This window comes from Levilactobacillus zymae (assembly GCF_032190635.1).
Taxonomy (GTDB): domain Bacteria; phylum Bacillota; class Bacilli; order Lactobacillales; family Lactobacillaceae; genus Levilactobacillus; species Levilactobacillus zymae_A.
This window is the reverse complement of sequence record NZ_JAVLAS010000001.1, coordinates 1,497,816-1,524,416: the sequence shown is the minus strand read 5'-3', so window position 1 is coordinate 1,524,416 and position 26,601 is coordinate 1,497,816. Positions and strand designations below refer to the sequence as shown.

The window sequence follows — 26,601 nt, the reverse complement described above, 5'->3', positions numbered from 1 at the left end:
CTATTTTATTACAAGTTTAATATACAAACTCAATCCGAGTTTGTCAAGCTTTTCACTTGATTGCCTTATTCTGCCAGTCCCGTTAGCCGTTTTAATTCCTTTAATTCTTCGGGCTTTAGGTGGCGGGAATCGCCGGACTGCAATCCCTTCAGTGTCAGGAAACCGTATTGCTCACGCTTTAACTTTTCCACGGGAAAGCCCACCGCAGCCAACATTTTTTTCACCTGGTGGTTACGACCTTCGTGAATCGTCAACTGCACGATGGCCGTTTTCTTCTTCTGATCATAGCTCAACATTTTAGTTTTAGCCGGGGCATACTGTTCTCCCTCGACGGTGACCCCTTGCCGTAATTGACGTAAGGCATCGTTAGTGGGTACGCCGGTGACCCGGGCCACGTAGGTTTTTTCCACCTCGTAGCGAGGGTGAGTCAACCGGTTAGCCAGTTCCCCGTCGTTGGTCAGTAGTAGTAACCCCGACGTATCGTAGTCCAGCCGCCCCACCGGGTAGATCCGTTGGGGGACGTTTTCAATCAGATCCACAACGGTTTTGCGCTGCTTGTCGTCGTGAGCCGTCGAGATCACGCTCCGCGGCTTATACAACAGCATATACACGGGCGCTTCGGTGGTAATCGGGACGTTATCGACCAAAATGGCGTCGTGCACCCCAACCTTGGTCCCCAGTTCGGTCACCACAGTGTTGTTAACCTTAACGTGACCGCTAGTGATCAATCTTTCGGCCTGGCGCCGGGAGGCTACCCCCGCGTGGGCTAAGACTTTTTGGAGTCGTTCCATGTCGTGTCATCTCCTGAATTTAATTGCTGATTAAAGGCCTGTAAAAATAGGTCCCCGTCGTCATCGGTTTCGCTCGGCGTGGCCGCCTCCGGTAACGGCGGCAGGTCACTGAGCTGCTTTAAGCCAAAGTAGTCTAAGAAGTAGTCGCTGGTCCGGTAAATCTTGGGCCGGCCCGGTTCATCCAGCCGCCCGGCCGGTTCAACCAAACGCCGGAGCACCAGTTTTTGCACCGTCGAGGCGCTTTGCACGCCCCGAATCTCGTCAACTTCGATCCGGGTGATGGGTTGCCGGTAAGCGATAATGGCCAGGACCTCTAACGAAGCCGGCGATAGCGTGGTACTTAACGGACTTTCAAAGTACCGTTGGATCACATCACTAGCCGCGGCCTTGGTGACCAACCGGTAGGTGGTGTCGTTCACCATCAGCTCCAGCGCCGAATCCTCATCGGCGGCGTACTTCTCGGCTAACCGTTCGAGGGTCGCTAAAATGGCCGGGCGTAATAACCCGGTCACGGTTGCGAGGTCCGCCACGGTCATCCCCTCGTCTCCGCTCACAAACAATAGGCTTTCAATCTGTGCCAGTGGCGTCATATTGTTCTCCCCCTTCCATCGCGTTAATCTCCAGGGGCAAGAGCCGGCTGGGTTGATGGAGAACTACCCGTCGTTGTCGGGCCAATTCAAGCACCGCGAGAAAGGTGGTGACCACCTCGTCAAGAACCGGTGTGCGGCCAAATAACCGCTCAAAAGTAATGGGGTGCCGCAACCGGGCCAGCCGGCTCAGCACCGTTTGCATCTGTTGCTTAATGGTAAAGTGTTCCGATTCCACGTGCTGCGTCACCGGCTGGGCCACATTGGCTCGGTGGGCCAGTCGGACTAGCGTGGCCTGTAAGTCGAGGGTCGTGACGCCGGGAGCCACGGTCAACGGCGTATCGGCCGGGACCGGCATGGCCGGCCGGGTGAAGTGCTGTTGCCGCAACAAGGCCCGATCCTTTAACTCGGCAGCCGCCTGCTGATAGCGCTGGTATTCAACCAGTTGGGCGACCAAATCGGTGCGGGGATCGTCCGGTTCGTCTTCGTCGACGGGATCAACCGTTTGTGGCTTTGGTAACAGCAGTTTGGCCTTAATGGCCATCAGGTTGGCCGCCATCACGAAGTACTCACCGGCAACGTCGAGTTGTAGCGTCTGCATCTGGTGTAAGTAAGTCAGATACTGGCTGGTAATGGTTGTAATGCGGATATCGTAAATATCCATTTCGTTGGTTTTAATTAAATGTAATAACAGGTCTAACGGGCCCTCAAAGTCACTGACCTGAATCAGTGGCTGGCCGGTCGAGGTGGTTTTGTCCATGGTGAAATTCCCACTTTGCAATAATCTGTGATGTGGCGAGGGTTCCCATGATGCGTTGTTGGGGAGCCATCGTCGCGAGTTGATCGAGCATCTGCCACACGTTCGCCGTGGACTGCTTATCGGGCATTAAGCCCACCAGTCGCACAATCACGTAGTTACTTTGGCGCTCGGTGCCCAGGACCCCGGCGAAATCGTCGTACTGGTCCTTCCATAAAAACAGGGTTCGGTCATCGCCTCCCTGATACCAAGCTAATTCGCGTTGCAAGCGATCCCAGTCCTTAAAACTGGGGAGCAGGCTCATCAGCCCCATCGCAATCTTTTGATAGTCACTGCGATACTTGAGTAACATGCTTTCCCTCCGTTTTCACGTCCACCCACCTTACCACACTTCGATACGAACCACAAACTACGCTCGGGGATGGTATTGATCGTAAACCGCCGCCAAGCGTTTTTTCGAAATGTGGGTATAAATCTGGGTGGTGGTAATATCCGCGTGCCCCAGTAATTCCTGGACCACCCGCAAATCCGCGCCGTTTTCTAAAATGTGCGTGGCAAACGAATGCCGCAGGGTGTGGGGGGTGACGTCCTTATGAATATCGGCTAAGGCCACGTAATGCTTGATCTTCTGCCAAATGGCCTGCCGGGTTAGACCACCCCCGTGTGCATTAAGGAAGAGGTACGGACTGGTCCGTTGTTTGAGTAAGAGCGGCCGACTGGTCTTTAAGTACTGCTGAACCCAGTCACTGGCAACGTCGCCAATCGGGACGATGCGTTCTTTATCGCCCTTCCCCAAGGTTTGCAAAAGCCCCATCTCGAGGTGTAGGTCGCCTAGCTTCAAATGAACTAATTCGCTAACCCGCAAGCCGGTGGCATACAGAACTTCCAGCATGGCCCGGTCCCGCAGCCCGTATTTGTTAGCGGTATCCGGGGTGGCCAGCAGCCGATCGACCTCCGCAACCGTTAAAACGGCCGGCAGATGTTCGGCGCGCTTGGGGGCCGCCACGTTGGCCATCGGATTGGCCGCCAGTTGATGAGTCTGCACCAGATAACGGTAAAACTTGCGCAGGGCTGATACCGCGTGAATCACGGAGTTGCGGGATTTCCCTTGCTGGGTCAGGGCCGCCAGGTAGGCCATCAGTTGCGACCGGTCGACCGTTAAGAAGCTTGCCACCCGTTGTGTCTGTAGATACGCGGCCAGTGCCCGTAGTTCTTGGGCGTAACTGGTCACGGAATTGACCGCCAGCCCTTGTTCGACCGTCAAGTAGTGGGTAAAGTCCGCAATCGCGTCGTTAAAGGTCGCCATATGCCCGCCTCCCAAAGGGGTTAGTCCGTCGCTTCGTCCGTCGACTCTGTCGCGGTCTTGAGCCACAGCTGACCGTCGTGTTGCGTGATCTTATCGGCCTTTAGCAAGTGACCGATGGCGCGCTTAAACTGGCCTTTACTGATTCCGAAGTAGGCCTTAATGGCGGCCGGCGAACTCTTGTCACTAAATTCCAAGTGTCCCGCTTCGCTGTGTTCCAGGGCCGCCAATAACATGGCGGCATCGTCGTCGATGGCCTCGTAGGCCCGGGGCTTGAGCGACAAGTTCAACGTACCATCATCGTGCACCCCAATCACGCGGGCTTGGACTTGGGCGCCCAAGCGTGGTTCAACTTCCCGTTCACTGGGATGAATGAAACCTAGTTCGTAGTGGTCGGTCATCACCCGGGTGCCCACCAGTTTGTCTTGATATACCGTGGCCGTCACGTTGGCATTTTCCATCCGTTTCTTCGCCGGTTGGGTGATGGCCTGGAAGATGTCGGTATCGGCCAGCACCCCCCAAAGTCGTTGCTTGTTGTCTTCACGTAGCGCAATCAATAAGCGGTCGCCCTGCTGAGGCCAAAGCTCCATCATGCTAGGGAGATCGTCGAGCGACACCACCATGTCCTTATCGGGTAAGCCGATGTTGACAAAGACCCCTAGCGTCCGTTGGCTACGCACCACCGTTCCCCAGCCGTAATGATCCACCTGCACCTGGGGGGCCTCCCGGGTGATGGTCAGGTGGTGGTCCTCATTTTCGTAGGCAAACCCCTTAAACGTAGCGCCGGCTTTCAAGGGTTTCTTAATTTCGCTTTTGGCTAGCCGAAACGTGGTGCCACTCGCCTGTACGAAGTAATCCGTTTCGTTTTCGTCGGTGACACTACCCGTGATCACTCGTCCTAATAGTTTATCCATACTATCCTCATTTCTCCTCGACCATTGCCGAGGCTCCGTTCTCAAAGTCACTAACTTGTATTTTACACGGAAACCGCCCAACTAGCGAGGGACCTGGCCGAAATTTTGTAGGGAATTTAAACCCACCACCAAAAAACGGACCCACCAATTGGCGAGTCCGTTCCATTAAATTTAATCTTTAAGCTTAAAGCGCGTTGGAAGCACCGTGGTAAACAATGCCTCGACGGGAATCAACGGTAATCAATTCGCCATCAGAGATCTTGTCACTGGCACCCGTAGCACCAACGATGACCGGAATCCCCATGGAGATTCCCACTACGGCAGCGTGAGAAGTCAACCCACCGTTTTCAACGATCACGGCACTGGACTTTTCGATTGCTGGCAAGTAGTCCTTGTCGGTGTTCTTAGCGATTAAGATGCCACCTTCAACCACCTTAGCGTTAGCTTCGGCAGCGGAGTTGGCGATGATGGCCTTGCCAATCACCGTGTCGTCACCGACACCTTGGCCTTGAACTAACTTGGACCCAATTAATTGGATCTTCATCAGGTTCGTGGTCCCACGTTCGCCAACTGGCACACCAGCGGTGATCAGAATCAAGTCGCCTTCCTTAGCTAAGCCGGTTTCAACGGCCTTGGCAGCAGCCAAGTCGAACATTTCATCGGTGTTAGCTGGCTTTTCGGTCACGATTGGGTAAACGCCCCAGTTAACCATCAAACCACGACGAGTCCGGTCGTCAAAGGTAACGGCCAGGATGTTGGCGTTAGGCCGGTACTTGGAGATCATCTTAGCGGTGTAGCCACTTTCAGTCGCTGCCACGATGGTCTTAACGCCCAATTCGTTGGCAACCCGGGCAACGGAAGCACCGATAGATTCGGTCACGTCACCGTTGTCAAAGTTGATGTTATCGCGACCAAATTCTGGCAAGGCGTTTTCTGCCTTGATGTCGATCCGGTTCATCGTCGCTACGGCTTGAACTGGGTATTCACCGTTAGCACTTTCCCCAGAAAGCATGGTAGCGTCGGTCCCATCAAAGACGGCGTTGGCCACGTCAGAGGCTTCAGCACGCGTAGGACGTGGGTTTTCTTGCATGGAGTCCAACATCTGGGTTGCCGTGATAACTGGCTTACCTAAGATGTTGCACTTCTTGATTAAGGCCTTTTGAACCAACGGTACGTTTTCCGTTGGGATTTCAACCCCCATGTCCCCACGAGCAACCATTAACCCATCGGAAACCTTGATGATGTCATCAAAGTTGTTGATTCCTTCTTGGGATTCGATCTTCGGGAAGATTTGGACGTGTTCCATGTGCTTTTCTTCGAGTAATTCACGGATGTCCATGACATCTTGTGGCTTACGTACGAAGGAAGCCGCGATAAAGTTGATTTCGTGATCCAAACCAAACCGAATATCGTCGGAGTCCTTTTCCGTGATCCCAGGCAAGTTGATGGAAACGCCAGGTGCGTTAACCCCTTTACGGGAGCCCAAGACACCGTCGTTTTGAACCTTCACAACTAATTCCTTAGTCGCATCGTCCTTCTTTTCAACGACCGTGTCTAACAGACCGTCATCGAACAGTACGTGCCCGCCTTCGTGGACGTCATCGAACAGACCTGGGTAAGTAACCGCGATCTTTTCCTTCGTCCCTTCAAGGGAAGCATCCATGGAGATGCGGAATTCGTCACCAGTGTGGAAATCAAGCTTCCCGCCCTTTTCAACGGTCGTCCGGATTTCAGCACCCTTCGTGTCCAGCATAATGCCGACAGTCTTACCAGTAATCTTTTCAGCCTTGTGGACGTTTTCCAACCGGCCAAGGTGTTCTTCGTGATCACCATGGGAGAAGTTGAACCGGAAAATGTTGGCGCCGGCTTCAATCAACTTAACGATAGTATCAACGTCAGTACTTGCAGGACCAAGGGTACTTACGATCTTGGTTTTCTTCATTAGAAAAATCTCTCCTTTAGAATTGGCACGAATCCAATCCGCCGAGTGCAAATCTCGGCAGACCAAAAGCTTCGGCACAAATTTGATTCCAAAAGTATTTTAGCACTTTTAAAAATTTATGTCTGCTATGTTCCCTGAATTTCAGCGACTTTGTAGCCAAATTCTCAAAGTAAGCGTTTTCGATTGACACTTAAATGATAGATTGATGATTAAGGTTAGTTATTAATTATAGTTAGATAATCTAACGCCACTTAGACCGTCTTTAAACTCTCCGTCGGAATAGTGAAGCCCAATTCCGCAATATCGGCGTCGAAGGTCTTCACCGTGTCCACGGAAATCTGGAAGGCATCCTTCCCAAACTTCGGTAACTTAGCCAAAATCTTCGGTGGTACCGTAATAATGTCACAACCGGTCTGGTCGGCCTGCACAATGTTAAAGACTTCACGGGTGCTGGCCCAGAGCAGTTCCACGCCCGCCTTGGTGTGACAAACTTTTGCAGCTGCCCGCATCAACGGCAGTGGATCGACCCCCGTATCGGCCACGCGACCGGCAAAGACCGACACAATTCCCCCGGTTTGTTCGTCTAAGGCCGCTACGGCTAACTTGACTTGGTCTAACGTCGTGATGGCCGTCACGTTCACCTGTACCCCGGCTTGCGATAATTTCGTAATCACGTCCGTGTTATCTTCACCGGTCGCCCGAATGATGGGCACCTTTACGGCGACGTGTTGCCCCAATTTAGCTAGGACCTGGGCTTCCTTTAGCATCTGGTCCGGCTGGTTGGCGAAAACTTCAAAACTGATCGATTGATCCGGGAACGTGGCCACGGCCTCTTGGGCAAAAGCCAAATAATCCGTGATCCCCGCCGCCTTCATCAGGCTAGGGTTCGTTGTAAAGCCTTGGACGACTCCCTGAGCAGCCACCTGTTTCATGGCAGATAATTCGGCACCATCTGAGTAAACCTTCACGTTGAGTTGCATGAAAAAACCTCCAGAACTATTTTTTATTAATCATTGGTACAATCGTACCAAAGCCTTCGTAAATAGTCTAGAGGTATTTTTAACTAAATTGGTCTACCCATTTTTAAAAACCACATTTTTCCCGCCCATGAGGGTTTCTAATGAGTCTTGCAACCGCGCATCCGCCCGGAGCCACTGTCGCTGTGGCAACACCCGCTTTTGATCGGTCTGGGGTTGATACACGATAACCGGGACCGGACCCTGATTTTGGGTCAATAACTCGGCGAGTTGGGTGGCCACGCGCTGATTATCGTGCTGAGCATCCACCCGAATAAACCACCGGGGGCCAGCCAGTAACGTGGCCGGCACGGCCGGTTGCGGCGCCAATTGTAACTGGTTAGCAACTAGCTGTAGCCCCCGTTTACGTTCTACCTTGCCCTGAACCACGAGCACCTGCCCCGTCTTTAACCATTCCGCTGCGCGCCGGTATTGGTTGGGAAAAACGGTGATGCTCAGATCGGCAGTCTCGTCACTAACTGTCAAAAACGCCATGGGTTCTCCGCGCTTGGTCCGAATCTTACGAATCCCGGTCACGTAAACCACCACCGTGGCCTGAGTCACACTGCTTAATTCGCTGATGGGCGTGGCGTGCCGTTGCTGCCGTAAGTCCCGGTACTGTTCGACCGGGTGCCCGGAGAGATAGGCCCCCAAGACGGCCTCCTCCTGGGTCAATTTCGTCATCAGATCAAAATCTGGTTGTGGTTTAACTTTCGGTGCCAGGGCCGTGAAGAGTTCAACGTTATTCCCCGATAGTTCGACGGTACTTAAAAATTCGGGAATGGCCGCAATCAACTCTGCGCGGTTGTAGCCGAAATGATCGAAAGCCCCCGCGTAAACCATGGCATCGAGTAGGTCTTCCTTGCGATACTTAGCCGCGGTGCGCTCCAGAAACTCGTGAAGCATCTTGAACGGTCCGTGTTCGTGGCGCTCGGCCAAAATGGCACGGAGAAAGTCGCGTCGAACCCCCTTGATTGAGCTAAGGCCGAAGATAATGGCCTGGTCGTGCAGATTAAAGTAGGCCGTTGAGCGGTTAATGTCGGGGGGTAAGATGCTTACCCCGTGGCGTTTGGCTTCGGTTAAATACAGCTTGGTCTTTGCCGGTACGTTGATCACCGAATTCAATAGGGCCGCATAAAAGGGCCCCGGGTAATGGGCCTTCAGGTAAGCCAGCTGAAAAGCCAGCTTGCTATAGGCCACCGCGTGAGACCGGTTAAAACCATAGTTGGCAAAACGGTCCATGTAGGCAAAGACTCGTTGGGCGACGTCCGGGGCGTACCCCCGCTTTACGGCCCCGCGGACGAACTGCTTTTGCATCGCGTCCATGGTCTGCTTTTTCTTCTTACTCATGGCTCGCCGCAACAGGTCGGCTTCCCCCAGGGTAAAGCCCCCCATGGTCGAGGCCACTTGCATAACCTGCTCCTGGTAGACCAGTACCCCGTAAGTTGGCCCCAAGATGGGCTTTAGCGCGTCGGCCGCGTAGGTCACGGGTTCCTGACCGCGCTTACGTCGAATAAAGGTGTCGATATTTTCCATCGGCCCTGGCCGGTACAAGGCGTTGACCGCCGCCACTAACTCAAAACTGTCCGGCTGAAGCTGGCGTAAGACCCGCTTGATACCCGCCGATTCAAACTGGAAAACCCCGTTGGTTTCTCCCTGGGCGAAAAGTTTGAGGGTCGCCGGGTCATTCAGATCGATCTGATTAAGATCAAGTTTTTGACCGGTTTGCTTCTGAACCAACCGCAAGGCGTTCGCCAAGATGCTCAGGTTCCGTAGCCCCAAAAAGTCCATTTTTAATAACCCCACGGCTTCCACGGTATCTTTAGGATACTGGGTCATTAACAGACCCTCGCTGCCGGGTTGTAAGGGCACCAAATCGGTCAATTGTCCCTGACTTAACACAATGCCGGCCGCATGGGTTGAATAATTGCGGGGTAAGCCTTCCAACCGTTGCGCGGTCGCAAACAACAATTGATTACGGTCGCTGTCGGCAACCAGGTTTCGTAGCCGCTGTGACTGTTGGTAAGCGGCCTGAAGGGTGATGTGCAGCTGGTTAGGAATGGCCGCACTCCAGTCGCTCATCTCGTAGGGGCTAACCCCCAACACGCGCCCCACATCACGTAACGCCGCCTTAGCCGCCAAGGTCCCGAAGGTGATGATTTGAGCGACCCGTAGATGGCCGTACTTATCATGGACATACTGGAGAACTTCTTGACGCCGATCGTCGGGAATGTCCAGATCAATATCGGGCATCTGGGCCCGTTCCTCGTTTAAAAACCGTTCAAATAAAAGATGGTAGCGCAGCGGATCAACTTCGGTGATGGCCAAGACGTAGGCGACCAACGAACCGGCCGCCGACCCCCGCCCCGGCCCCGTTTGAATGTGGGTGCGGCGTGCAAAGTTCATCACGTCCCAGACGATTAGGAAATAGTCATCGAACCCCATCCGATGAATCACACCTAACTCACGCGCTAAGCGCTCATGGTAGGCCTTAACGTCCGCGTCCGGTTGCGTTTGTAACCGGGTGGCCAGCCCCTGTTCGCACAATTGGCGCAGATAGACCTGTGAAGATACCCGTTGCGGCGTTGGAAATTGCGGGAGTTGCGGCTGTTTAAAGCGCAACGTGACGTTGGCGGCCGCTGCCAACCGCTCGGTAGCGGCCACAGCATCCGGCAGTTCGCGGTAACGATTAACTTGATCGGCAGCCGGAACTAACCAGTGTTGACCTAGTTGTCCTTGAGCGGTCAGCGGATCGGTGATGGTCTCACCAGCCGCAATGGCGCGTAACACGTTAACCGCAAACTGGTCTTCGCGATTCAAATAGTGAACCGGGCTGACCGCCACCAAAGACGTGTTCGTCTGCTGCGCCAATTCCTTTAATCCCGTTTGGACGGCCACGGGCATGTCCGGCGCAATTCCCAGATACAGGCAATCGTCGGGGACCCACCGCCGTAATTGGCTCACGACCTGGCCCGCCTTGGTGGCGTCTTCTGCCGCTAATAATTGATGAATTTCGCTATTTGCCGGGGCAATGACGTCCACGTGGGTTAACCACTCGGTCTGCTGCGCCAGATTCACCGGGGCTTGGGCAACCTGGTAGGCCGTACTCAGTTGCATGAGATGCTGGTAACCCGTAAAGTCACGCGCGATAAAAATCCAGTCCATGGCGCTGTCACCCGTCACCACCACGCCCTGGGTGCTGAGGGTCAAGCCTAACAACGGCTTAATGCCGGCCTGTTGACAGGCGTTGTAGAAGGCCACCGTGCCGTACATCACGTTTTGATCGGTTAGAGCTAACGCCGTGTAGCCCCGTTGCTTCGCCGTTTGGACCAATTCGGTAATCCGATTGGTACTCTGTAATAAACTGTAGGTGCTCAAGACCTGTAATGGCACAAACACGTCGCTTCTCTCCTTTCTTACTGTTCTTTATTATACCAGAAAATCCCCACCGTTCTGGTTTAACGAACGCCTGTTCAACCACGATTTAAAAAAATAGCGATCCCGCCGTGCTAGCGGATCGCCAAAGTCCAACTGCTTATTTAACCTGTAATACCCGGTCACGCAACCGGCGCATCGTCATAAAATCATCGGTAAAGATACCGGCCACGGGTTGAGCAAACAACTCACAGGCTAGCCGGGGGTCGTCAACCGTCCAGATACGTTCCGTCACAGCAGCGTGTTGGTAATGCCTTAAATGCAGCCCACTAAGATGTTGATTGGCCACAAAAGCTGCCGCGTTCACCACCGGATGATCGGCTAACCAACAATAGGATTCGTCGGGGGCCAATGATTGGCAGGCCCGTAACGAAGCTAACCGAAACGACGAAAAGATCACGGGACGCGCCAAAGAAAAGTCACGTAGCGTTTCTAAAACAATCTTTTCAATTCCCGGATACCGTACCTGGTTGGTCTTAAATTCCAGGTTTAATTGAACGTCACGTTGTCCCACCAATTCCAAGAGCTCCACCAGGGTGGGGATGGCCTCTCCCCGCGCCAAATGAAACCGGCGTAATTCCGCTAACGTATACTGCTTCAACCATCCCGTACCGTCGCTGGTCCGCTCCAGGGTTGCGTCATGGAGGATCACGGGGACGCGATCCTTAGTCAGCTGCACGTCAAACTCCAACCCGTCAATGTGGTGATCTAGCGCATAGCTAAACCCCACCAAACTATTTTCGGGAAACCGGGCTGGATACCCCCGATGACCAAAAATCGCCGTTTTTATCGTCATTTACTTTTCTCCTTAGCTAGTCTGATCCGCGCCATTGGACCACGCGGCGAATCATCTTCAGTGTAAGGACTCCCTGTAAAGGACACGTATATTCCCTGTAAATGCTGTGTATCATTTTTTTGATACTCCGCCCTCGGCCGCCTAATGGGGGCGCTCTAACGTAAAAGGTGACCGTGATTTCCGAATTGGAATCACGGTCACCTTTTAAATCAACTGTCTTTAGCGGCAAGCTTCGATACCTAGTTGAGATCCATCAGCTTAAAACACGATCAGGGTAAAATCGCTCCCAATGGTGGTTCCCACTCTCGGGCGGTACCGCTAATCTTTAGCCGTCACCTGCACGCTATGCGTAAAGCTCAGGTGATCGTCGGCAACGTCAATCGTAATCAGACTGTGCGCGGGAATCTTCCCGGCAATCAGTTCCTTAGCCAGCGGCGTTTCCACGTGCATCGTGATAAAGCGTTGCAGTGGCCGGGCCCCGTACGCCGGCAGGTAACCCGCCTTGGCAATCCAGGCTTGGGCGGCTGGCGTAATCGTCAGATCCAGTTGTTGGTCGTGCAAGCGAGTCGCCAGGTGGCCAATCAGCTTGACCACGATTTGTTGGACGTCGGCCAGCGTTAACGGCGTGAACATGATGGTGTCGTCGATCCGGTTCAAGAATTCCGGCCGGAAGTGCGTCTGCAAAAGTCGGGCCACCTGTTGTTGGACCTCGGGCTTAATGTGGCCTTGGTCGTCGGTCCCCTGTAAGAGAATATCCGACCCCAAGTTCGACGTCATGATCAGAATCGTGTTCTTGAAGTCCACGGTCCGCCCCTGACTATCGGTCAGCCGGCCGTCGTCTAAGACCTGTAGTAACAGGTTGAAGACGTCGGGGTGGGCCTTTTCCACTTCGTCAAACAGCACGATGGTGTACGGATTGCGCCGGACGGCCTCGGTCAGTTGACCACCCTCTTCGTAACCCACGTAACCGGGGGCCGCACCGACCAAGCGCGACACGGATTCCTTTTCCATGTACTCACTCATGTCGATCCGTACCATGTGGTCTTCGCTGTCAAACAGGTTGGCGGCTAGCGCCTTGGCTAGTTCGGTCTTCCCGACCCCGGTCGGCCCTAAGAAGAGAAATGACCCCAACGGCTTGGTTGGATCTTGCAGACCGGCGCGCGACCGTAAAACGGCGTCGGCCACGGCACTCACGGCCTGATCCTGGCCCACGACCCGGTCGTGCAAGCGGTCGGCGAGTTTCAGTAGCTTTTCTCGTTCGCCCTGAACCAGCTTGGTAACCGGAATGCCGGTCATTCGACTGACCACAGCCGCAATTTCGTTAGCCGTGACGGACTCGGACACCAGCCAGTGCTTCTGTTGGTCCTGAGCTTCTAGGCCCGCCAGTTCCTTTTCCAAACGGGGAATCGTGCCGTGTTGCAACTCGGCGGCCTTGGTCAGGTCGTATTGGCTCTCGGCGGTGGTCAGGTCGCGCTTGGCCTGATCCAGTTCGGTCTTCTTGTCACCTAGTTGGTGAATGGCCGACTTTTCGTCGTTCCACTGCGCGCTCAACCGGTCGACCTTTTCTTTGGTATCGGCCAATTGCTTCTTCAGTTCCTGCAACCGGGCCTGCGACGCCGCATCGGTTTCCTGCTTTAACGCGGTCTGTTCAACTTGCATCCGCATCATTTGCCGCCGGGCCTGATCCAGTTCCGTGGGCGCCGAATTCATTTCCACCCGGATGGACGCCGAGGCCTCGTCGACCAGGTCGATGGCCTTATCGGGCAAGAAGCGGTCGGTCAGGTAACGGTCGGACAGCTTGGCCGCGGCCACCAGCGCGTTATCGTGGATCCGCACCCCGTGGTGAATTTCGAACCGTTCGCGAATTCCCCGCAGGATGGTGACGGTATCTTCCACGCTGGGTTCGTTAACCACCACTCGTTGGAACCGCCGCTCGAGCGCCTTGTCCTGTTCCATGTACTGACGGTATTCGTCGAGCGTCGTGGCCCCAATCAGGTGCAACTCACCACGGGCTAGCATGGGTTTCAACAGATTACCGGCATCCATACTGCCCTCGGCCTTGCCGGCACCCACGATGTTGTGGATTTCGTCGATAAACATAATGATCTGCCCGTCACTCTTGGTGACTTCCTTCAAGACGGCTTTCAAGCGTTCCTCGAATTCCCCCCGGTACTTGGCCCCGGCAATCAGGGACCCCATATCCAGGGAAAAGATGGTCTTGTCCTTCAGGTTATCGGGCACGTCCCCGCGCACGATCCGTTGGGCTAGTCCCTCCACGATGGCGGTCTTGCCGACCCCGGGTTCTCCGATCAGAACCGGATTGTTCTTGGTTTTGCGTGACAAGATCCGGATCACGGCCAAAATTTCGTCGTCCCGGCCGATAATCGGATCGATCTTACCGCTACGCATGGCCTTGACCAGGTCGGTCCCGTACTTTTCTAAGGCTTTATACTGGTCTTCCTGGTTCTTCGAGGTCACCCGCTCGCCCCCGCGGAGTTGGTCGACGGCCTGCTTGAGGCGACTCGTGGTCAACCCCCGCTGCTTCAAGTAGTCGGTCAGACTTTCACCGGTCAAGTGCATCACGGCTAAGACCACCGTGTCGATGGCCAGGTAGTCATCATGGTACTTTTCACGGAGCTGATCCGCTTGTTGTAAAAGTTCGGTTAAATTATTGGAGAAGGTTTGACCGTACTGAACACCGCTACCGGTCACCTGACTAATCCCGTCTAACTCCCGGTCAAGTTCGGCGTCCAGTTGTATGACGTCGACACCCGCATCTTGAAATAATTGCCGGGCCAGTTCTCCGGGTTGGACGAGAAACTTAAACAGGTGCGCGACCGTGACGGCCTGGTGCTTGCGAGTCACGGCAATGCGTTGCGCTTCGCCCAGTGCGTCGGTCAAAGCTTGAGTCATTTTTTCTGGGTCCATGAGGATTCCTCCGTTTCAAATTTAGATTAAATATTGCGACTAAAAAAGAGGCAACCCACGGTCAACCTCAATTTTCATTCATATTCTAACTGATTTTAAACTAAATTCAAAATAATTTGACCAATTTTGACTAATTAATTTAAGCCTGCTGTTCCGCCAAAGAAACGATCTTGATCAAAACGTCGGTGGCCTTTTCCATAGTCTGTTCGGAAACGTACTCGAACCGACCGTGCATGTTTTCGCCCCCGGCAAACAGGTTCGGCGTTGGCAGACCCATAAAGGAAATTTTTGAGCCATCGGTTCCGCCCCGAACCGGGAAGATCAACGGCTGAATGTCGAGCTCTTCTAAGGCTTGCTTGGCCAGGTCCACCACGTGCATGTCCTTCTCGAGCACCTCACGCATATTGTAGTACTGATCCTTGATGGTGACCTGAACGCGATCCTGTCCGAAGGCTTGGTTTAGTTGATCGGCCACGCCCTGGAAGAGTTGCTTGCGGTCTTCGAAGATCTGCCGGTCGTGGTCGCGGATGATGTAGCTTAAGTGCGCCGAATCCACGTCACCGGTTATGCTGTACAGGTGGAAGAATCCTTCACGCCCCGCCGTATTTTCCGGTCGGTCATGGACCGGTAACTTCGCGTGAAAGTCCATAGCAACCTGCGAGGCGTTGACCATCACGCCCTTGGCCTCGGCGGGGTGCACGTTAGTCCCGGTAATTTCCACCTGGGCGTCCGCCGCATTAAAGGTTTCGTATTCCAATTGACCCAGGGGACCACCATCGACCGTGTAGGCGATATCGGCCCCAAAGTCGGCCACGTCGAAATGATCCGCCCCGGTCCCGATTTCTTCGTCGGGACCCAAGCCGATTTCAATCTCACCGTGTTTGATTTCCGGATGTGCCAACAGATACTCCGCGGCCGCCATAATTTCGGCGACCCCGGACTTGTCATCGGCCCCTAACAAAGTCGTGCCGTCGGTCGTAATCAGGGTGTCCCCTTGGTAGTTCTTCAGGTTCGGGAAGACCGCCGGGTCCAGCGTGTACTTACCGGCGGCGTCTAGCTTGATCACGGAATGTCCATCGTAGTTTTCCACGATTTGGGGTTGAATGTGTTCACTGTTAAAGTCCGCGGTATCGAAGTGGGAAATGAACCCGATCTTGGTCACGTCCTTGTCGGTGTTCGCCGGCAGCGTCGCGTACACGTAAGCCGATTGCGGGTTGATGTGCACGTTTTGTAAGCCAATCGCGGTCAGGTCTTGCACCAACCGGTTGGCAAATTCGGTCAGGCGCGGCGTCGACGGAATCGTCGTCGAGTGGGGATCCGAGCGGGTATTGACCTTCACGTAGTCCAAGAAACGGGGAATCAGGTTTGCATACTTTGCCAAAAAAATCACTCCTCAACTTAATTTAATCACATGGTTAGTTTACACGCCGGTCCGGTTAAAGAAAAGTAAACGGGTCGGTGTTCAGGGCCGTGGCTTGAATGGCAACGTCCCAGTTATTTTCGCCGGCCCAGGTGGTAAAGAGCTGGGTCAGGTGGGGCTGACAGATACTTTCGATGTGGTGGCCGGGATCGATCACGCTCAGCCCCGCCGCCAGCATGTCGTGGGCCGGATGATAGGACACGTCACCGGTCACGTACACGTCGGCGTGGTGTTGTAAGGCTGCGGGATAAAATTCACTGCCACTGCCGCCTAAGACGGCCACCCGCTGAACGGGAGCCGCCGGGGTGTGACTGATCAGCCGCAAACCGGTCAAGCCGAAGACCGTTTTACAGTGCTCGGCAAAGGCCCGCACCGTGGTAGGCTGCGCTAGCTCGCCCACCCGGCCCATGGTCACCGCCGGCGTGGCGCCCTGACCGTTGCTGGGAACCAGGCCTTCACAGTTTTGCAGGCCCAACGCGGCGGCCAGCCAATCGTTCATCCCCCCCGGGGCGCTGTCCAGGTTAGTGTGAGCCGCATAAACCGTGATGTGGTGCGCTAAAATCGTGGCGTACATCTGGTTTTGCGGTACCCGCAAGTCCAGCGTCTTGGCCGGGTGAAACATCGCCGGGTGGTGCGCAAAAATGAAGTCGGCGCCTACGTCAATGGCCTCTTGGACCGTTTCCGGCCGGACGTCTAGCGTCACCAGGATCTTATGCACGGGGGCGTCTAGGTCCCCTAATTGTAAGCCCGGGACGTCCCAGGGTTCCGCCCAGGACTTCGGGGCAAACTGTTCGAAGCGTTCCACTAACTCACGCGCGCGCATGGGCCAAGACCTCCTCAATTTGGTGTAATTCGGCGGTCAACGCCGCCACCTTCTCCGTAGGCACCTGCTTGGCTCCCTGCATCTGTTGTAAGACCTCGCGGGTGCGTGACGCTTCGTGTTGCCACTTAGCGATGAAGGCGTCATTAGGCGCCGCCAGTAGGAATGGCCCGAATCGTAACTCGTCGGCCGTGTAACTGACCGCTTCCGTGGTCCGGTCGGCGACCAGCACTTCGTAAATATGGCCGTCTTCGGCTAAGATCTCTTCGGCAACCAACTTAAAACCGTGGGTCATCAAGAATTGCCGAATCTGATTGGCACTCACGTTCGGCTGAAGCACCAGTCGGTTAACCCCCGTGAGACGGTCAAAGTCCTGGGTCAAAATGTTAGTGATTAACGTACCGCCCATCCCCGCAATGGCAACGGTGTCGATGTGGTCGGTCGGTTCGATGGCCCGTAACCCGTTGGCCAATCTGGCGGTCAGCCGGTCGCTAAAACCCTCGCGTTGGATCTCATGTTGGGCGTTTTCAAACGGGCCGCGCACCACCTCGCCGGCCACCCCGCCTTGAATCACGCCCCGTTTTAAAAGATTTACGGGGAGGTAGGCGTGGTCGGTCCCGATGTCGGCCAACCGGCTTCCCTGGGGAATATAGTGGGCCACGGTCGCTAGGCGCCGTGATAAATGGTCTGCATCCATGTCGTAACTTCCTCTCTATCTTGACTGCTTATGGTCTAGTATAAGCTAAGTCGCGCGTTTTAGATACCCACCGCCGATGGGGCTAATTAGAAAAAAGGTAGCTGGTTTTCCGACCACTTCAGTCGCAAAACCAGCTACCTTCAAGGGCCGCCCAATTTTCAGGCGTTCCCGTTATTTTTTAACGCAACTACTCTTTTTTCTCCGCTTCACGGGTTTCGGCATTCGCGTGCCGAGCAAGCCCGGAATACGGGTACGGGTAGGTAATCTTCATGACCGCGGGCATCACGATTGGCAACAGGATGATCAATAAGACAATCCCTAAGATCACGGCCAACGCGATCTGAATCAGCGTCATGACGCCGGATGGAATCAACGCGGCAAACGTCCCACTCAAGATGATGCCGGCCGAGATGACCACGGTCCCAATGACCGTAGCGGCCTGAAGCATCTTGGTACTCGTAGCCCCCGGTTCGTGCAGGTACTCCCGGTACTTGCGCATCAGGAAGATCGAGTAATCAACCCCCAGTGAGATCAGCATCACAAACGTGAAGAACGGCGTGTTCCAGGTCAGCATGTTGGTTCCCAGAATTGGCTTAGCCAACCAGTGAACTAGCGTTAAGGCCCCGGAGTAGGCCAGAAGCAAAATCCCTTCGATCACGATTGGTTGAACTAGCGAACGGGTAACCACCATCAGAGCGATAAAGATCCCAGCTAACATGATGATGACCGTGCGGGTAAAGTCCCCGGACGCCATCTCGTTGATGTCGTTGGTCTGTGACGTGTTACCCCCGAAGGCCACCTTGGCATTCCCCAAGCTCGTCCCCTTCAGTGAACCGGTGACGACCTTTTCCAGTTTAGGCAGGCGCGCCATCGCGGCCGCGGAACTCGGATCATCGTCTAAGACCACCGTCAGCTTGGTCAACTTCTTGTTCGGTGACAAGTAAGTCTTCAACGCCGGGGCAAACGACTTGCCGTGTAATTGCTTGGTCGGGATGTAGAAGGTTTGCGCCGCCGCGGACTTTTGTAAGCCCTTGAGGTAGCCGTTCGCCGACCCAACCCCACTCGATACACTGGATAAACCGGTCGTTGCCGACCCTAAGCCGGCCTTCAACGTCGCCAGTTGCTTACTCATCGACGCTAACTTAGTTGCCATGGTTTGGTTACCACTGGCCACTTGACTAGCCCCGGAAACTAACGTCGGCATCTGCCCGTTAATCGTGGTCATGGCACTTTGCAGTTGACTCGTCGCACTAGCCAACTGACTAGACTGCGAACTAGCCGTTTGTAAGGCGGTCGCCGCTCCCGGCAGAACCACGTTAGACTTCTGGGCTAAGGTGGCCACAGCGCTTTGCAGTTGACTCGTCGAGCCCTGCAGCGTTTGTAACTGACTGGCAACGCTCTGATCCGCGTTACCGATGGCCGTCGCGTCGCTGCCAATCTTAGTCAATGAACTGGACAACGTCGACTTCAGTTGTTGTTGGGCGGCCGCCTGCTTGGCTAAGACGCCAGCCAAGACTTGCTGCTGCGTCGCGGACAACGGAGCTCCGGCGGCGGTAAAGGCCGCGGCGACACTCGAGGCCGAAACGGACGGTAGGTTGCCCATTGCGCCTTGGATGTTGCGCAATTGGGTCGCAATGTCTTGCGTCTGACTCCCAATGGTGGTCAGTGAACCGGTGACGCCGCTGGCACTAGTTGAGCTCCCGGAAACCTGGGTGTTCAATTGTTGAATCGCGGCATTCAACTGCGGTAGCGCCGACTCTAATTGAGCCAATTGCGCTGCTTGTTGTCCGCCCGAAGCCGAAGAGACCTGGCTGTTCAACGAGTTAACCCCGGTTGAGACCTGCGAGATTGCCGATTGAAGTTGCTTAGTCCCACTGCTGACCTGTTGGGCCCCACTGGCAAGCTGTTTGGCCTGACTCACGGAGCCGGAAACGTTTTGTTTCCCCAGCTTATTGTTGGCGGATTTGAGGCCCTTGTTAATCTTGTTGACCCCTTTTTGGGCCTGCACTAAACCAGTGGTGACCGAACTCATCTGGTTACGAACGTACAGTTTCTTGATGGCTTTCCCCCCGGGTTGGGTGACAGAGGCCACGGTTTTGACCCCGTCGGATTGCTGCAATTGCTTAGTCAGCCGATCAATCAAAAGGAGCGACTTTTCATTATCTAATTTATGATTACTCTGGATATAAATCGTCGTCGGTTCGGCCGTCCCCTTGGAGAAGTGTTGCTGGACGACCTTGAATCCTTGTTTGGCGGGCACGTTGTCGCCAATTTCGACCAGGTTATCGTAATCCAGCGTCCCGTGCGAGGTCAGGGCCAGTGGAACAAAGACAACGCCGACCAGAATCAACGTGATGACGGGGCGAATCATCGAATGCTTAGCCATGTTGTGCCAGAGCCGGCTATCGCCCTCACCCTGGAACTGCTTAACCGGCCAAAACATTTTTGGCCCGCAAATTGCCATGAAAAACGGGTTTAATGTTAACAGAACCGCTAGTAAGACCACGACCCCGACGGCAATGCCGACCGCGGAACGGTACAGCGAGAAGTTGGCAAAGCCCAACACACTCATCCCGATTAAGACCGATAACCCGGAATACAGCACCGTGCGGCCCCCAATTCGGATGGCCTCCTTAGTCGCGGTATAGCGGTCCTTACCGTTGGCTAACCGCTCACGGAACTCGTTATACAGCAGAATGTTATAGTCGGTCCCAATCCCAAACAACACGATGACGATGAAAACTTCCGTGAAGTTGGAGAACGGAAAGTTAAACCGGTCCACCAGGTTGGCGACTACGGAAATCGACGTAATCACCGAAACCGCTACGGTCAGTAAGGAAAACAGGGGCGTGATCGGCGACCGGAAGACCAACCAGAGAACTAAGAAAATAAAAATAGCAGCAATAATTTCGGTCTTCTGGACCCCGGCCTGCGTGGCATCCGAGAAGTCTTGGTTCAAGACATCTGCCCCGGTGACGTAGGTGGTCACCCCACTGGTCTTAGCCAGCTTGGTGATCTCTGAACGAATCGTCGTGATAGAATGACTCGACGACTTGTGAACGTTCAACTGTAGCAATTGGGTACTCTTATCCTTAGAGATCAGTTGCGAAGCGGCCGTAGAACTATCACTAGCCGCCGTTATTGAGCGGATTTGATACTGATCCTCATGATTTTTAATCCGCTGAATCGTTTTATCGATAGCGGTGTTCTGGTGACCCGTTAACGCCGAGTCACCGTTGTTAAAGACCACAACCACGGCCGTGGTCCCCCGTTGAGACCGCCCCCACTGCTTTTGCATGTTGGTGGCCCGGGTACTCTGATAGCTGCTCGGGACGGTAATTTGCCCCTTGTCGGCAACTAATTTACTCATATTGGGAATCGTGAGGACGGCTAGTAAGACAATGACCAACCAGCCGAGCACGTTCCAGATATAGTGCTTATTCATCGAAAAACCTCCTAAAAATTCAATTCTCTCGTTGATGGCTGCTGACCTTACCGGGTCAACCAGCGCGTCCAGTCCAACTGTAAAGCCTGACATCCATCCGTTGGTAAGACCGCGCCAATCGTTAGTGACGCCAGCTGTTGGCGGTAGCGTTCCTCGGCCTGGTTAAAGACCGCTAAAACATTGGCTACCGGGCGTTGGTCGCGAAAATCTTTCAGCTGAAAGGTCCGCATAAACTCAGCCTTATGGTCTAGCCCAAACACCTTGTTAACCAATCCCGTGTTCTTAATAAACGGCTGACGCCCCTCAATGGCATCGAACACGTCTAGTAAGGTAATGTGCTGGGGATCCTTAGTTAACACGATCCCCCCATCACGTCCCGGCACGGTTCGCACGATGCGCGCACCGGCTAGCTTTTGAACGATCTTTTTCAGATAACTGGTTGAGATCCCTAGCCGTTCAGCCACCAAACGGCTTTGCAATGGAATCTGACGGTCCTGAATCCCTAATAAGGCGACGATGCACAAAGCCTGCTCTAAACTCGGTTTAGCTTTCACCGAAAGGTCCTCCTTTCCCCCAAAATCAATTCACATTTAAACAAGACACATTATATCCCCTTTACCCTAAAATTCAAGACTATTTACTCAATAAAACACCTCTATTAGCGATTAATTTTTCATGTAAACGATAACAACCAAAAGTCACCTGACTTAGCGGATAATGAGTAACTAAAAAACGAGTTTAGCCGCTTTAGCCGCCAAACTCGCTTCAAGATTACGCCATTAAAATATTCTGCCGGACCCCACTCGGCACGTGCTCACGGGCCACCGCCTGCCAGGATTCAACGTTTTGACCCTTCGTGCGAATCGCCAGGTATTTCCCCCGCTTCAATCGCCACTGTGCATCGAAAGTTACGGTCCGGGCTTGGCCCTTCGCGTTATACGTTACTAGCCGATATTCATATTCCTTCTCGCCCGCTCCCCCGGTAAATTCCCGAACGGGCTGAACACTAGTTGCGGTATAGACGGTCTCTGTCGTCACCAACGGGTTAACGTTATCGATGGCCATGGCGATTTCGGAACTGCGATTCTTGGTCAGACTCGGTAAGACAACCGCACCACCTATCAAAATACCGCCTAGGACCGCCATTGTCGTCACTAACTTCCCCAAAATTTTCATATTTTTTACTCCTCTACATTGGTTAATTACTCAACTAACTAACTGACTATCATAGAATACCGGATTTTAATTCCTCTGTCAATTAAAAGTTGATCGGCTCATTTTCCTTAAGTGAAAGTTTAAAATTAGCAAAAAAAAAACGCCAACCAGCCCGAGCTGATTGGCGCGTTTTATTTATTCCAAGAAATCTTTTAATTGCTTGCTCCGAGATGGATGGCGCAACTTCCGTAGTGCCTTGGCTTCGATTTGCCGAATCCGTTCCCGGGTGACGCCGAAGACCTTGCCGACTTCTTCCAAAGTCCGCGTCCGGCCGTCGTCTAAACCAAACCGTAATCGCAGCACGTTTTCTTCCCGGTCGGTCAAGGTATCCAGCACACTTTCGAGTTGTTCCTTGAGCAGTTCGTAAGCCGCGTGATCGGCCGGACTCGTCGCGTCTTGGTCTTCAATGAAGTCTCCCAGGTGCGAATCGTCTTCTTCCCCGATTGGCGTTTCCAACGAAACGGGTTCTTGGGCAATCTTCAAGATCTCCCGCACCTTTTCGGTTGGCATGTCCATTTCGGCCCCAATTTCTTCCGGCGTTGGTTCCCGCCCTAAGTCTTGGAGCAGTTGCCGTTGAATCCGGATCAACTTATTGATGGTTTCAACCATGTGAACCGGAATCCGAATGGTCCGCGCCTGATCCGCAATCGCCCGCGTAATCGCTTGACGAATCCACCAAGTCGCGTACGTGGAGAACTTAAACCCTTTCCGGTAGTCGAACTTTTCAACGGCCTTCATCAGTCCCATGTTCCCTTCTTGAATCAGGTCCAGGAATTGCATCCCCCGACCTACGTAGCGCTTCGCGATGGAGACCACCAACCGTAAGTTGGCTTCGGCCAATTCTTGCTTGGCCGCTTCGTCACCCTTTTCGATCCGTAAGGCTAAGGCCACTTCTTGGTCCGCCGTTAACAGGCTGACCCGCCCAATTTCCTTCAGATACATCCGCACGGGATCGTTAATCTTGACCCCGGTGGTGGTAGAAGCTTCCTTTAATTCTTTCTTTGAAACCGCCTTTTGAGCTTTAACGGCCCGTGGGTCTGGTTCACCCTTTGCGTCGACCACGCTAATTCCGGCATCGGAAATCGTCTCTAATAACTTATCCATCTGCTTGGCATCCAGCGAGTAAGGTGAAGCCACCTTATCAGTGAGTTCATCGTACGTCATGTGGCCGGCTTTTTTGGTGTTCTTAATTAATGCCCGCACCGTTTTGTTGTATGCCTTTTGATCAAACATTGGTTGATCCGTGGTCTTTTTTGCCATTAAAATACCCCCTAGACTAAACTTGTTTGTTTGCCTGTCGTTGTTGCTCCAACTGCACAATCTCGATAACGAGTTGGCGCTGTTGGGCCGCATCGCCCAGTCGCGATGCCTCCGTTAGTGCACGTTTCTTCGCGCGAAGCTGCGCATCTAACGGGGCCTCATCCATAATGACCTTCAAATAGTCATCAATTTCTCGCGGGGTGACCGCCGCTAAAGAAATGGTCGATTCCAGTTCAATTACCAATTGCTGGAGTCGTTCTTCCTGAATGAAATCGGTAAACTGGGCACTTTGGTACGCTTGGTGTGTTTGAAAATAACCCTGGGCCAGGGTGTAAATCACTTGATAATCGTCGTGCACGAAACAAAAACCGGGAACCTGGCTAACCTTGGTCCAGACGTTGCGGTCGTGCAACAACCAATACAGTAATTGCCGTTCCGCCCGTTCTAGCCGTGTCAGCGGCCGCCGTTGTTGGTGCACGGTGGCGGGTGCCGTTAAGGGTGCCGGTGTCGCAACGTGTTGCCGTTCCTGTTGGGCCGCGGTGCTTTGTTGTACCTGCTTCAACTGGGCGACCAGTGCCGACTTATCTAAGTGGAACTCATCGGCCAGCTGATTCAGATATAGGTCTAACGCCACCGGTTCGTTGACCTGCGCGAGTAACGGCATCACGTCGTTGAGGTAAGCCAGCCGTTCACTGTCGGTGTCCAAGGCCCGGTCACGCCGTAAATACCGCAACTGAAAGCGGATGGGCGTTTCCTTGGCACTTTGCATCACTTGTTGAAAGGCCTCGTCACCGTGCGCGCGCCGGTATTCGTCCGGGTCTTGACCCTCGGGTAACTGAATAACACTAATCTGCAGGTGACTGTGCTGCTGTAACAGACCAATGGCCCGCTGCGTCGCCCGTTGCCCCGGCGTATCGCCGTCGTAACAGACGTTAATCTTATCCGTGGTGCGTTCAATCGCGTAGATCTGTTCGGTGGTCAAACTGGTCCCCATCGAAGCAATCCCGTTGTGCACCCCCGCTTGGGCCGCCGAAATCACATCCATATACCCTTCAAATAACGTGACTTCGCCAGCTTGGCGAATGGCCGGTCGGGCCAAATCAAAGTTGAAGAGTAACCGACTCTTGGTAAAGAGTGCCGTTTCGGGACTGTTCAAGTACTTGGGCTGATCCTCGGTCTTCTTCAACACCCGTCCGGAAAAGGCTGCCACGTGACCGCTCGCATTGCGCAGCGGAAACATCACCCGCTCGGTAAACCGGTCGCGTAATTCCCCCTGCGTATTTTCAATGAAAAGCCCACTTTGGCGTAACAGCTGATAATCCGCCTGCCGTTGATCAAAGAACGGTTTTAACAACCGTTGCTCCGGCGCAAATCCCAACTGATATTGCTCAATGGTGTCGTCCGTTAATCCCCGCTGATGCAGGTAATCTAACGCTGGCTGTCCCATCTCCGTATTCACCAAGATATGGTGGTACAACTTCGCCGCCTGTTCGTGCAGTTCAATCAGTTGCCCGGTCTTGGAATCTACGGCCGGTGCATTGGCTTCTTCTCGGTATTCAGTATCGAGATCAACGTGACTAAAATCGGCGACCTTAACCACGGCCTCCCGAAAGCTCACATGCTCCAGTTCCATCAAAAACTTAAAAACGTTACCGCCCCGTCCACAGCTAAAGCAGTGAAAAATCTGCTTATCTTCCGAAACAGAAAAAGATGGTGTTCGTTCCTCGTGAAAGGGACACAAACCAAAGAGATTTTTCCCGGACTTCTTTAACTGAACATACTGACCAACCACATCAGCAATGTTGGTCGCAGTACGGACGGTTTCAATGACGTCTTCCGGAATCTTCGCCATCGTAAGCCCCCTTCCGCGTTAAGTCCCGCACGCTAGCCTTGAAAAGTCGCACCCCGGGAACCCGAAAAGTGCGACTCTTTGATTGGAATTCGTGCGTAGAAATACATGATATATAATACCACGAAGCCGAAAAACGGCCAAGCAAAACGCTTAACTTTTCGCCTGATTCCTGTTAAATTGATAGTTTAAATTATTATAGTCGGCCGGCGAGAAAAAGCAATCAAGTTGCCTCCCGTATCAAACGGATTGGGCTACCCCTTCGGTTGACTCAACTTTTCCCTTAGGCGCTTGGCCGAATCTAAAACTAAGCTTTGCAACAACCGTACTGAAGCGTGCATCCCCGGCAATTAGTGTCGTTTAACCTCAAAGTGGTCATTATTCCAAACTCAGGAATAATGACCACTTTTGACGTTAATGCTCACAAATTAACCGTCCTTAACCCCCTGGGTGGCTAATCGTTAGTGGTCAACCACTGGTCCAAGACCTGGATAAACTCATCATGCTGGTCCAGCAAGGCCAGGTGCCGACTGTTGGCAAAGAGATGCCACTTGGCCCCCGGAATGTGGTCGTACACGGACTTAGCAATTAGTGGCGTGCACAGATCGTCGGTCCCGTTGGTCACCAGCACCGGCACGTGGATCTTATGGAGCTGGTCGGTTAATTCAAAGTCACTGATGGTCCCGTTTTCGGTAAACTCGTTGGGACCCTCGGCAATGCGACTGGCCCGCTGACCGTTCGTCGGCCGCCGGAGGGGTTCCGGTGAGTTTTCATCGGGATCGTCCCAACAGTACCGTTCCATGTAACGGTCGTTGGCCGCTAAATACTTGGGACCGTCGAAGTGGCCGGTCCGTTCGGCCTCGGCGATGGCTTCGCGGTCTTCGTAACTCAGGTAGGAAATCAACCGGTGTTGTTCTTGGGTCCACAACTTGATGGACGCGGGCGAGCCGTCGATCATGACGCTCTTGACCCCGGCTTGACTGTAGTTGGTCAGGTATAGCATTTCGAGCATCCCGCCCCAGGACTGGCCTAACATGTGGACCTGGTCCAGGTGCAGGTATTGGCGCAACGCCACTAACTCTTCGGCCCAGGTTTCCTTGACGTAGACGCCCTCATCTTCCGGTAACGAGGACTTACCGCAACCGACTTGGTCGTACATGATCAGTTGGCGACCGGTGTTGGCGTAATCGTCCAGCAGTTCGAAGTAGTTATGCGACGATCCCGGCCCGCCATGGAGCAGGAGCAGCGGTGCCTTATCGGGATTGGGTTCCCCCACAATCCGGTAGTACGTCTTAAATCCGTGGAACGGCATGTAGCCTTCTTGAATCTTCATCTAATGACTTCCCCTCTAAATGAATTCTCATTTATTTTTAATCATTTCATAATTCACCGATAATTTCAAGTCTCGGTGATTAATCAACGACGC

Annotated in this window: 20 protein-coding genes; all 20 read right to left on the bottom strand. The window is 53.7% G+C overall.

Features of this window, described 5'->3' with window-relative positions; genetic code table 11:
- Positions 1-65 precede the first annotated feature (65 nt).
- Positions 66-791, bottom strand: a complete 726-nt coding sequence (locus RI501_RS06980) for a pseudouridine synthase (protein WP_313821171.1) — start codon at positions 789-791, stop codon at positions 66-68.
- Positions 767-1,381 (bottom strand): SMC-Scp complex subunit ScpB, encoded by a 615-nt coding sequence (gene scpB, locus RI501_RS06975; protein ID WP_313821169.1) that lies wholly within the window; start codon positions 1,379-1,381, stop codon positions 767-769. The genes RI501_RS06980 and scpB overlap by 25 nt, the downstream gene beginning before the upstream one ends.
- On the bottom strand, positions 1,359-2,138 hold the full coding sequence (locus RI501_RS06970) for a segregation and condensation protein A (protein ID WP_313821167.1): 780 nt from the start codon (positions 2,136-2,138) through the stop codon (positions 1,359-1,361). The genes scpB and RI501_RS06970 overlap by 23 nt, the downstream gene beginning before the upstream one ends.
- Positions 2,092-2,487, bottom strand: a complete 396-nt coding sequence (locus RI501_RS06965) for an N-acetyltransferase (RefSeq protein WP_313821165.1) — start codon at positions 2,485-2,487, stop codon at positions 2,092-2,094. Before RI501_RS06965 ends, RI501_RS06970 begins: the two co-directional genes overlap by 47 nt.
- Positions 2,488-2,544: 57 nt before the next feature.
- A complete protein-coding gene (xerD, locus tag RI501_RS06960) occupies positions 2,545-3,441 on the bottom strand; it encodes a site-specific tyrosine recombinase XerD (RefSeq protein WP_313821163.1) in 897 nt (298 codons plus the stop codon).
- 20 nt (positions 3,442-3,461) lie between these two features.
- Complete coding sequence (locus RI501_RS06955; RefSeq protein WP_313821161.1) at positions 3,462-4,352, bottom strand: CvfB family protein; 891 nt, start codon at positions 4,350-4,352, stop codon at positions 3,462-3,464.
- Between the two features lie 184 nt (positions 4,353-4,536).
- Complete coding sequence (gene pyk / locus RI501_RS06950) at positions 4,537-6,294, bottom strand: pyruvate kinase (RefSeq protein WP_313821159.1); 1,758 nt, start codon at positions 6,292-6,294, stop codon at positions 4,537-4,539.
- Positions 6,295-6,545: 251 nt separating this feature from the next.
- The gene (locus RI501_RS06945; RefSeq protein ID WP_313821157.1) at positions 6,546-7,274 is read right to left on the bottom strand and encodes a transaldolase; all 729 of its coding nucleotides are present in this window, start codon (positions 7,272-7,274) and stop codon (positions 6,546-6,548) included.
- A gap of 93 nt (positions 7,275-7,367) precedes the next feature.
- A complete protein-coding gene (gene dnaE / locus RI501_RS06940; protein ID WP_313821155.1) occupies positions 7,368-10,709 on the bottom strand; it encodes a DNA polymerase III subunit alpha in 3,342 nt (1,113 codons plus the stop codon).
- A gap of 136 nt (positions 10,710-10,845) precedes the next feature.
- The gene (locus RI501_RS06935; RefSeq protein ID WP_313821153.1) at positions 10,846-11,541 is read right to left on the bottom strand and encodes a glycerophosphodiester phosphodiesterase; all 696 of its coding nucleotides are present in this window, start codon (positions 11,539-11,541) and stop codon (positions 10,846-10,848) included.
- A gap of 318 nt (positions 11,542-11,859) precedes the next feature.
- Entirely contained in the window at positions 11,860-14,469 is a 2,610-nt protein-coding gene (gene clpB / locus RI501_RS06930; protein ID WP_313821151.1) for an ATP-dependent chaperone ClpB, read from the bottom strand.
- A 139-nt stretch (positions 14,470-14,608) separates the two neighbouring features.
- Positions 14,609-15,850: a peptidase T gene (gene pepT, locus RI501_RS06925; RefSeq protein ID WP_313821149.1), complete on the bottom strand. Its 1,242-nt coding sequence runs from the start codon at positions 15,848-15,850 to the stop codon at positions 14,609-14,611.
- Positions 15,851-15,905: 55 nt separating this feature from the next.
- On the bottom strand, positions 15,906-16,712 hold the full coding sequence (locus tag RI501_RS06920; protein ID WP_313821147.1) for a Nif3-like dinuclear metal center hexameric protein: 807 nt from the start codon (positions 16,710-16,712) through the stop codon (positions 15,906-15,908).
- Positions 16,699-17,406, bottom strand: coding sequence for a tRNA (adenine(22)-N(1))-methyltransferase (locus RI501_RS06915; protein ID WP_313821145.1), 708 nt, complete (start codon positions 17,404-17,406; stop codon positions 16,699-16,701). The genes RI501_RS06920 and RI501_RS06915 overlap by 14 nt, the downstream gene beginning before the upstream one ends.
- 187 nt (positions 17,407-17,593) lie before the next feature.
- The gene (locus RI501_RS06910; protein WP_313821144.1) at positions 17,594-20,851 is read right to left on the bottom strand and encodes an MMPL family transporter; all 3,258 of its coding nucleotides are present in this window, start codon (positions 20,849-20,851) and stop codon (positions 17,594-17,596) included.
- A 47-nt stretch (positions 20,852-20,898) separates the two neighbouring features.
- Positions 20,899-21,405 (bottom strand): RrF2 family transcriptional regulator, encoded by a 507-nt coding sequence (locus tag RI501_RS06905; RefSeq protein ID WP_313821142.1) that lies wholly within the window; start codon positions 21,403-21,405, stop codon positions 20,899-20,901.
- Between the two features lie 217 nt (positions 21,406-21,622).
- Positions 21,623-22,027 carry a YxeA family protein gene (locus tag RI501_RS06900; RefSeq protein WP_313821140.1) on the bottom strand — a complete coding sequence of 135 codons (405 nt, stop codon included), beginning with the start codon at positions 22,025-22,027 and terminating at the stop codon, positions 21,623-21,625.
- A 174-nt stretch (positions 22,028-22,201) separates the two neighbouring features.
- A complete protein-coding gene (gene rpoD, locus RI501_RS06895; RefSeq protein WP_371862390.1) occupies positions 22,202-23,332 on the bottom strand; it encodes an RNA polymerase sigma factor RpoD in 1,131 nt (376 codons plus the stop codon).
- A gap of 10 nt (positions 23,333-23,342) precedes the next feature.
- Positions 23,343-25,178, bottom strand: coding sequence for a DNA primase (gene dnaG / locus RI501_RS06890; RefSeq protein ID WP_313821138.1), 1,836 nt, complete (start codon positions 25,176-25,178; stop codon positions 23,343-23,345).
- A 451-nt stretch (positions 25,179-25,629) separates the two neighbouring features.
- Positions 25,630-26,508 carry a proline iminopeptidase gene (pepI, locus tag RI501_RS06885; RefSeq protein WP_313821136.1) on the bottom strand — a complete coding sequence of 293 codons (879 nt, stop codon included), beginning with the start codon at positions 26,506-26,508 and terminating at the stop codon, positions 25,630-25,632.
- Positions 26,509-26,601: the final 93 nt, after the last annotated feature.

Bases quoted from the DNA above. Each gene is read 5' to 3' on its own strand.
- RI501_RS06980 (WP_313821171.1), bottom strand. From the start codon at position 791: ATGGAACGACTCCAAAAAGTCTTAGCCCACGCGGGGGTAGCCTCCCGG.
- scpB (WP_313821169.1), bottom strand. From the start codon at position 1,381: ATGACGCCACTGGCACAGATTGAAAGCCTATTGTTTGTGAGCGGAGAC.
- RI501_RS06970 (WP_313821167.1), bottom strand. From the start codon at position 2,138: ATGGACAAAACCACCTCGACCGGCCAGCCACTGATTCAGGTCAGTGAC.
- RI501_RS06965 (WP_313821165.1), bottom strand. From the start codon at position 2,487: ATGTTACTCAAGTATCGCAGTGACTATCAAAAGATTGCGATGGGGCTG.
- xerD (WP_313821163.1), bottom strand. From the start codon at position 3,441: ATGGCGACCTTTAACGACGCGATTGCGGACTTTACCCACTACTTGACG.
- RI501_RS06955 (WP_313821161.1), bottom strand. From the start codon at position 4,352: ATGGATAAACTATTAGGACGAGTGATCACGGGTAGTGTCACCGACGAA.
- pyk (WP_313821159.1), bottom strand. From the start codon at position 6,294: ATGAAGAAAACCAAGATCGTAAGTACCCTTGGTCCTGCAAGTACTGAC.
- RI501_RS06945 (WP_313821157.1), bottom strand. From the start codon at position 7,274: ATGCAACTCAACGTGAAGGTTTACTCAGATGGTGCCGAATTATCTGCC.
- RI501_RS06935 (WP_313821153.1), bottom strand. From the start codon at position 11,541: ATGACGATAAAAACGGCGATTTTTGGTCATCGGGGGTATCCAGCCCGG.
- clpB (WP_313821151.1), bottom strand. From the start codon at position 14,469: ATGGACCCAGAAAAAATGACTCAAGCTTTGACCGACGCACTGGGCGAA.
- RI501_RS06920 (WP_313821147.1), bottom strand. From the start codon at position 16,712: ATGCGCGCGCGTGAGTTAGTGGAACGCTTCGAACAGTTTGCCCCGAAG.
- RI501_RS06915 (WP_313821145.1), bottom strand. From the start codon at position 17,406: ATGGATGCAGACCATTTATCACGGCGCCTAGCGACCGTGGCCCACTAT.
- RI501_RS06910 (WP_313821144.1), bottom strand. From the start codon at position 20,851: ATGAATAAGCACTATATCTGGAACGTGCTCGGCTGGTTGGTCATTGTC.
- RI501_RS06900 (WP_313821140.1), bottom strand. From the start codon at position 22,027: ATGAAAATTTTGGGGAAGTTAGTGACGACAATGGCGGTCCTAGGCGGT.
- dnaG (WP_313821138.1), bottom strand. From the start codon at position 25,178: ATGGCGAAGATTCCGGAAGACGTCATTGAAACCGTCCGTACTGCGACC.
- pepI (WP_313821136.1), bottom strand. From the start codon at position 26,508: ATGAAGATTCAAGAAGGCTACATGCCGTTCCACGGATTTAAGACGTAC.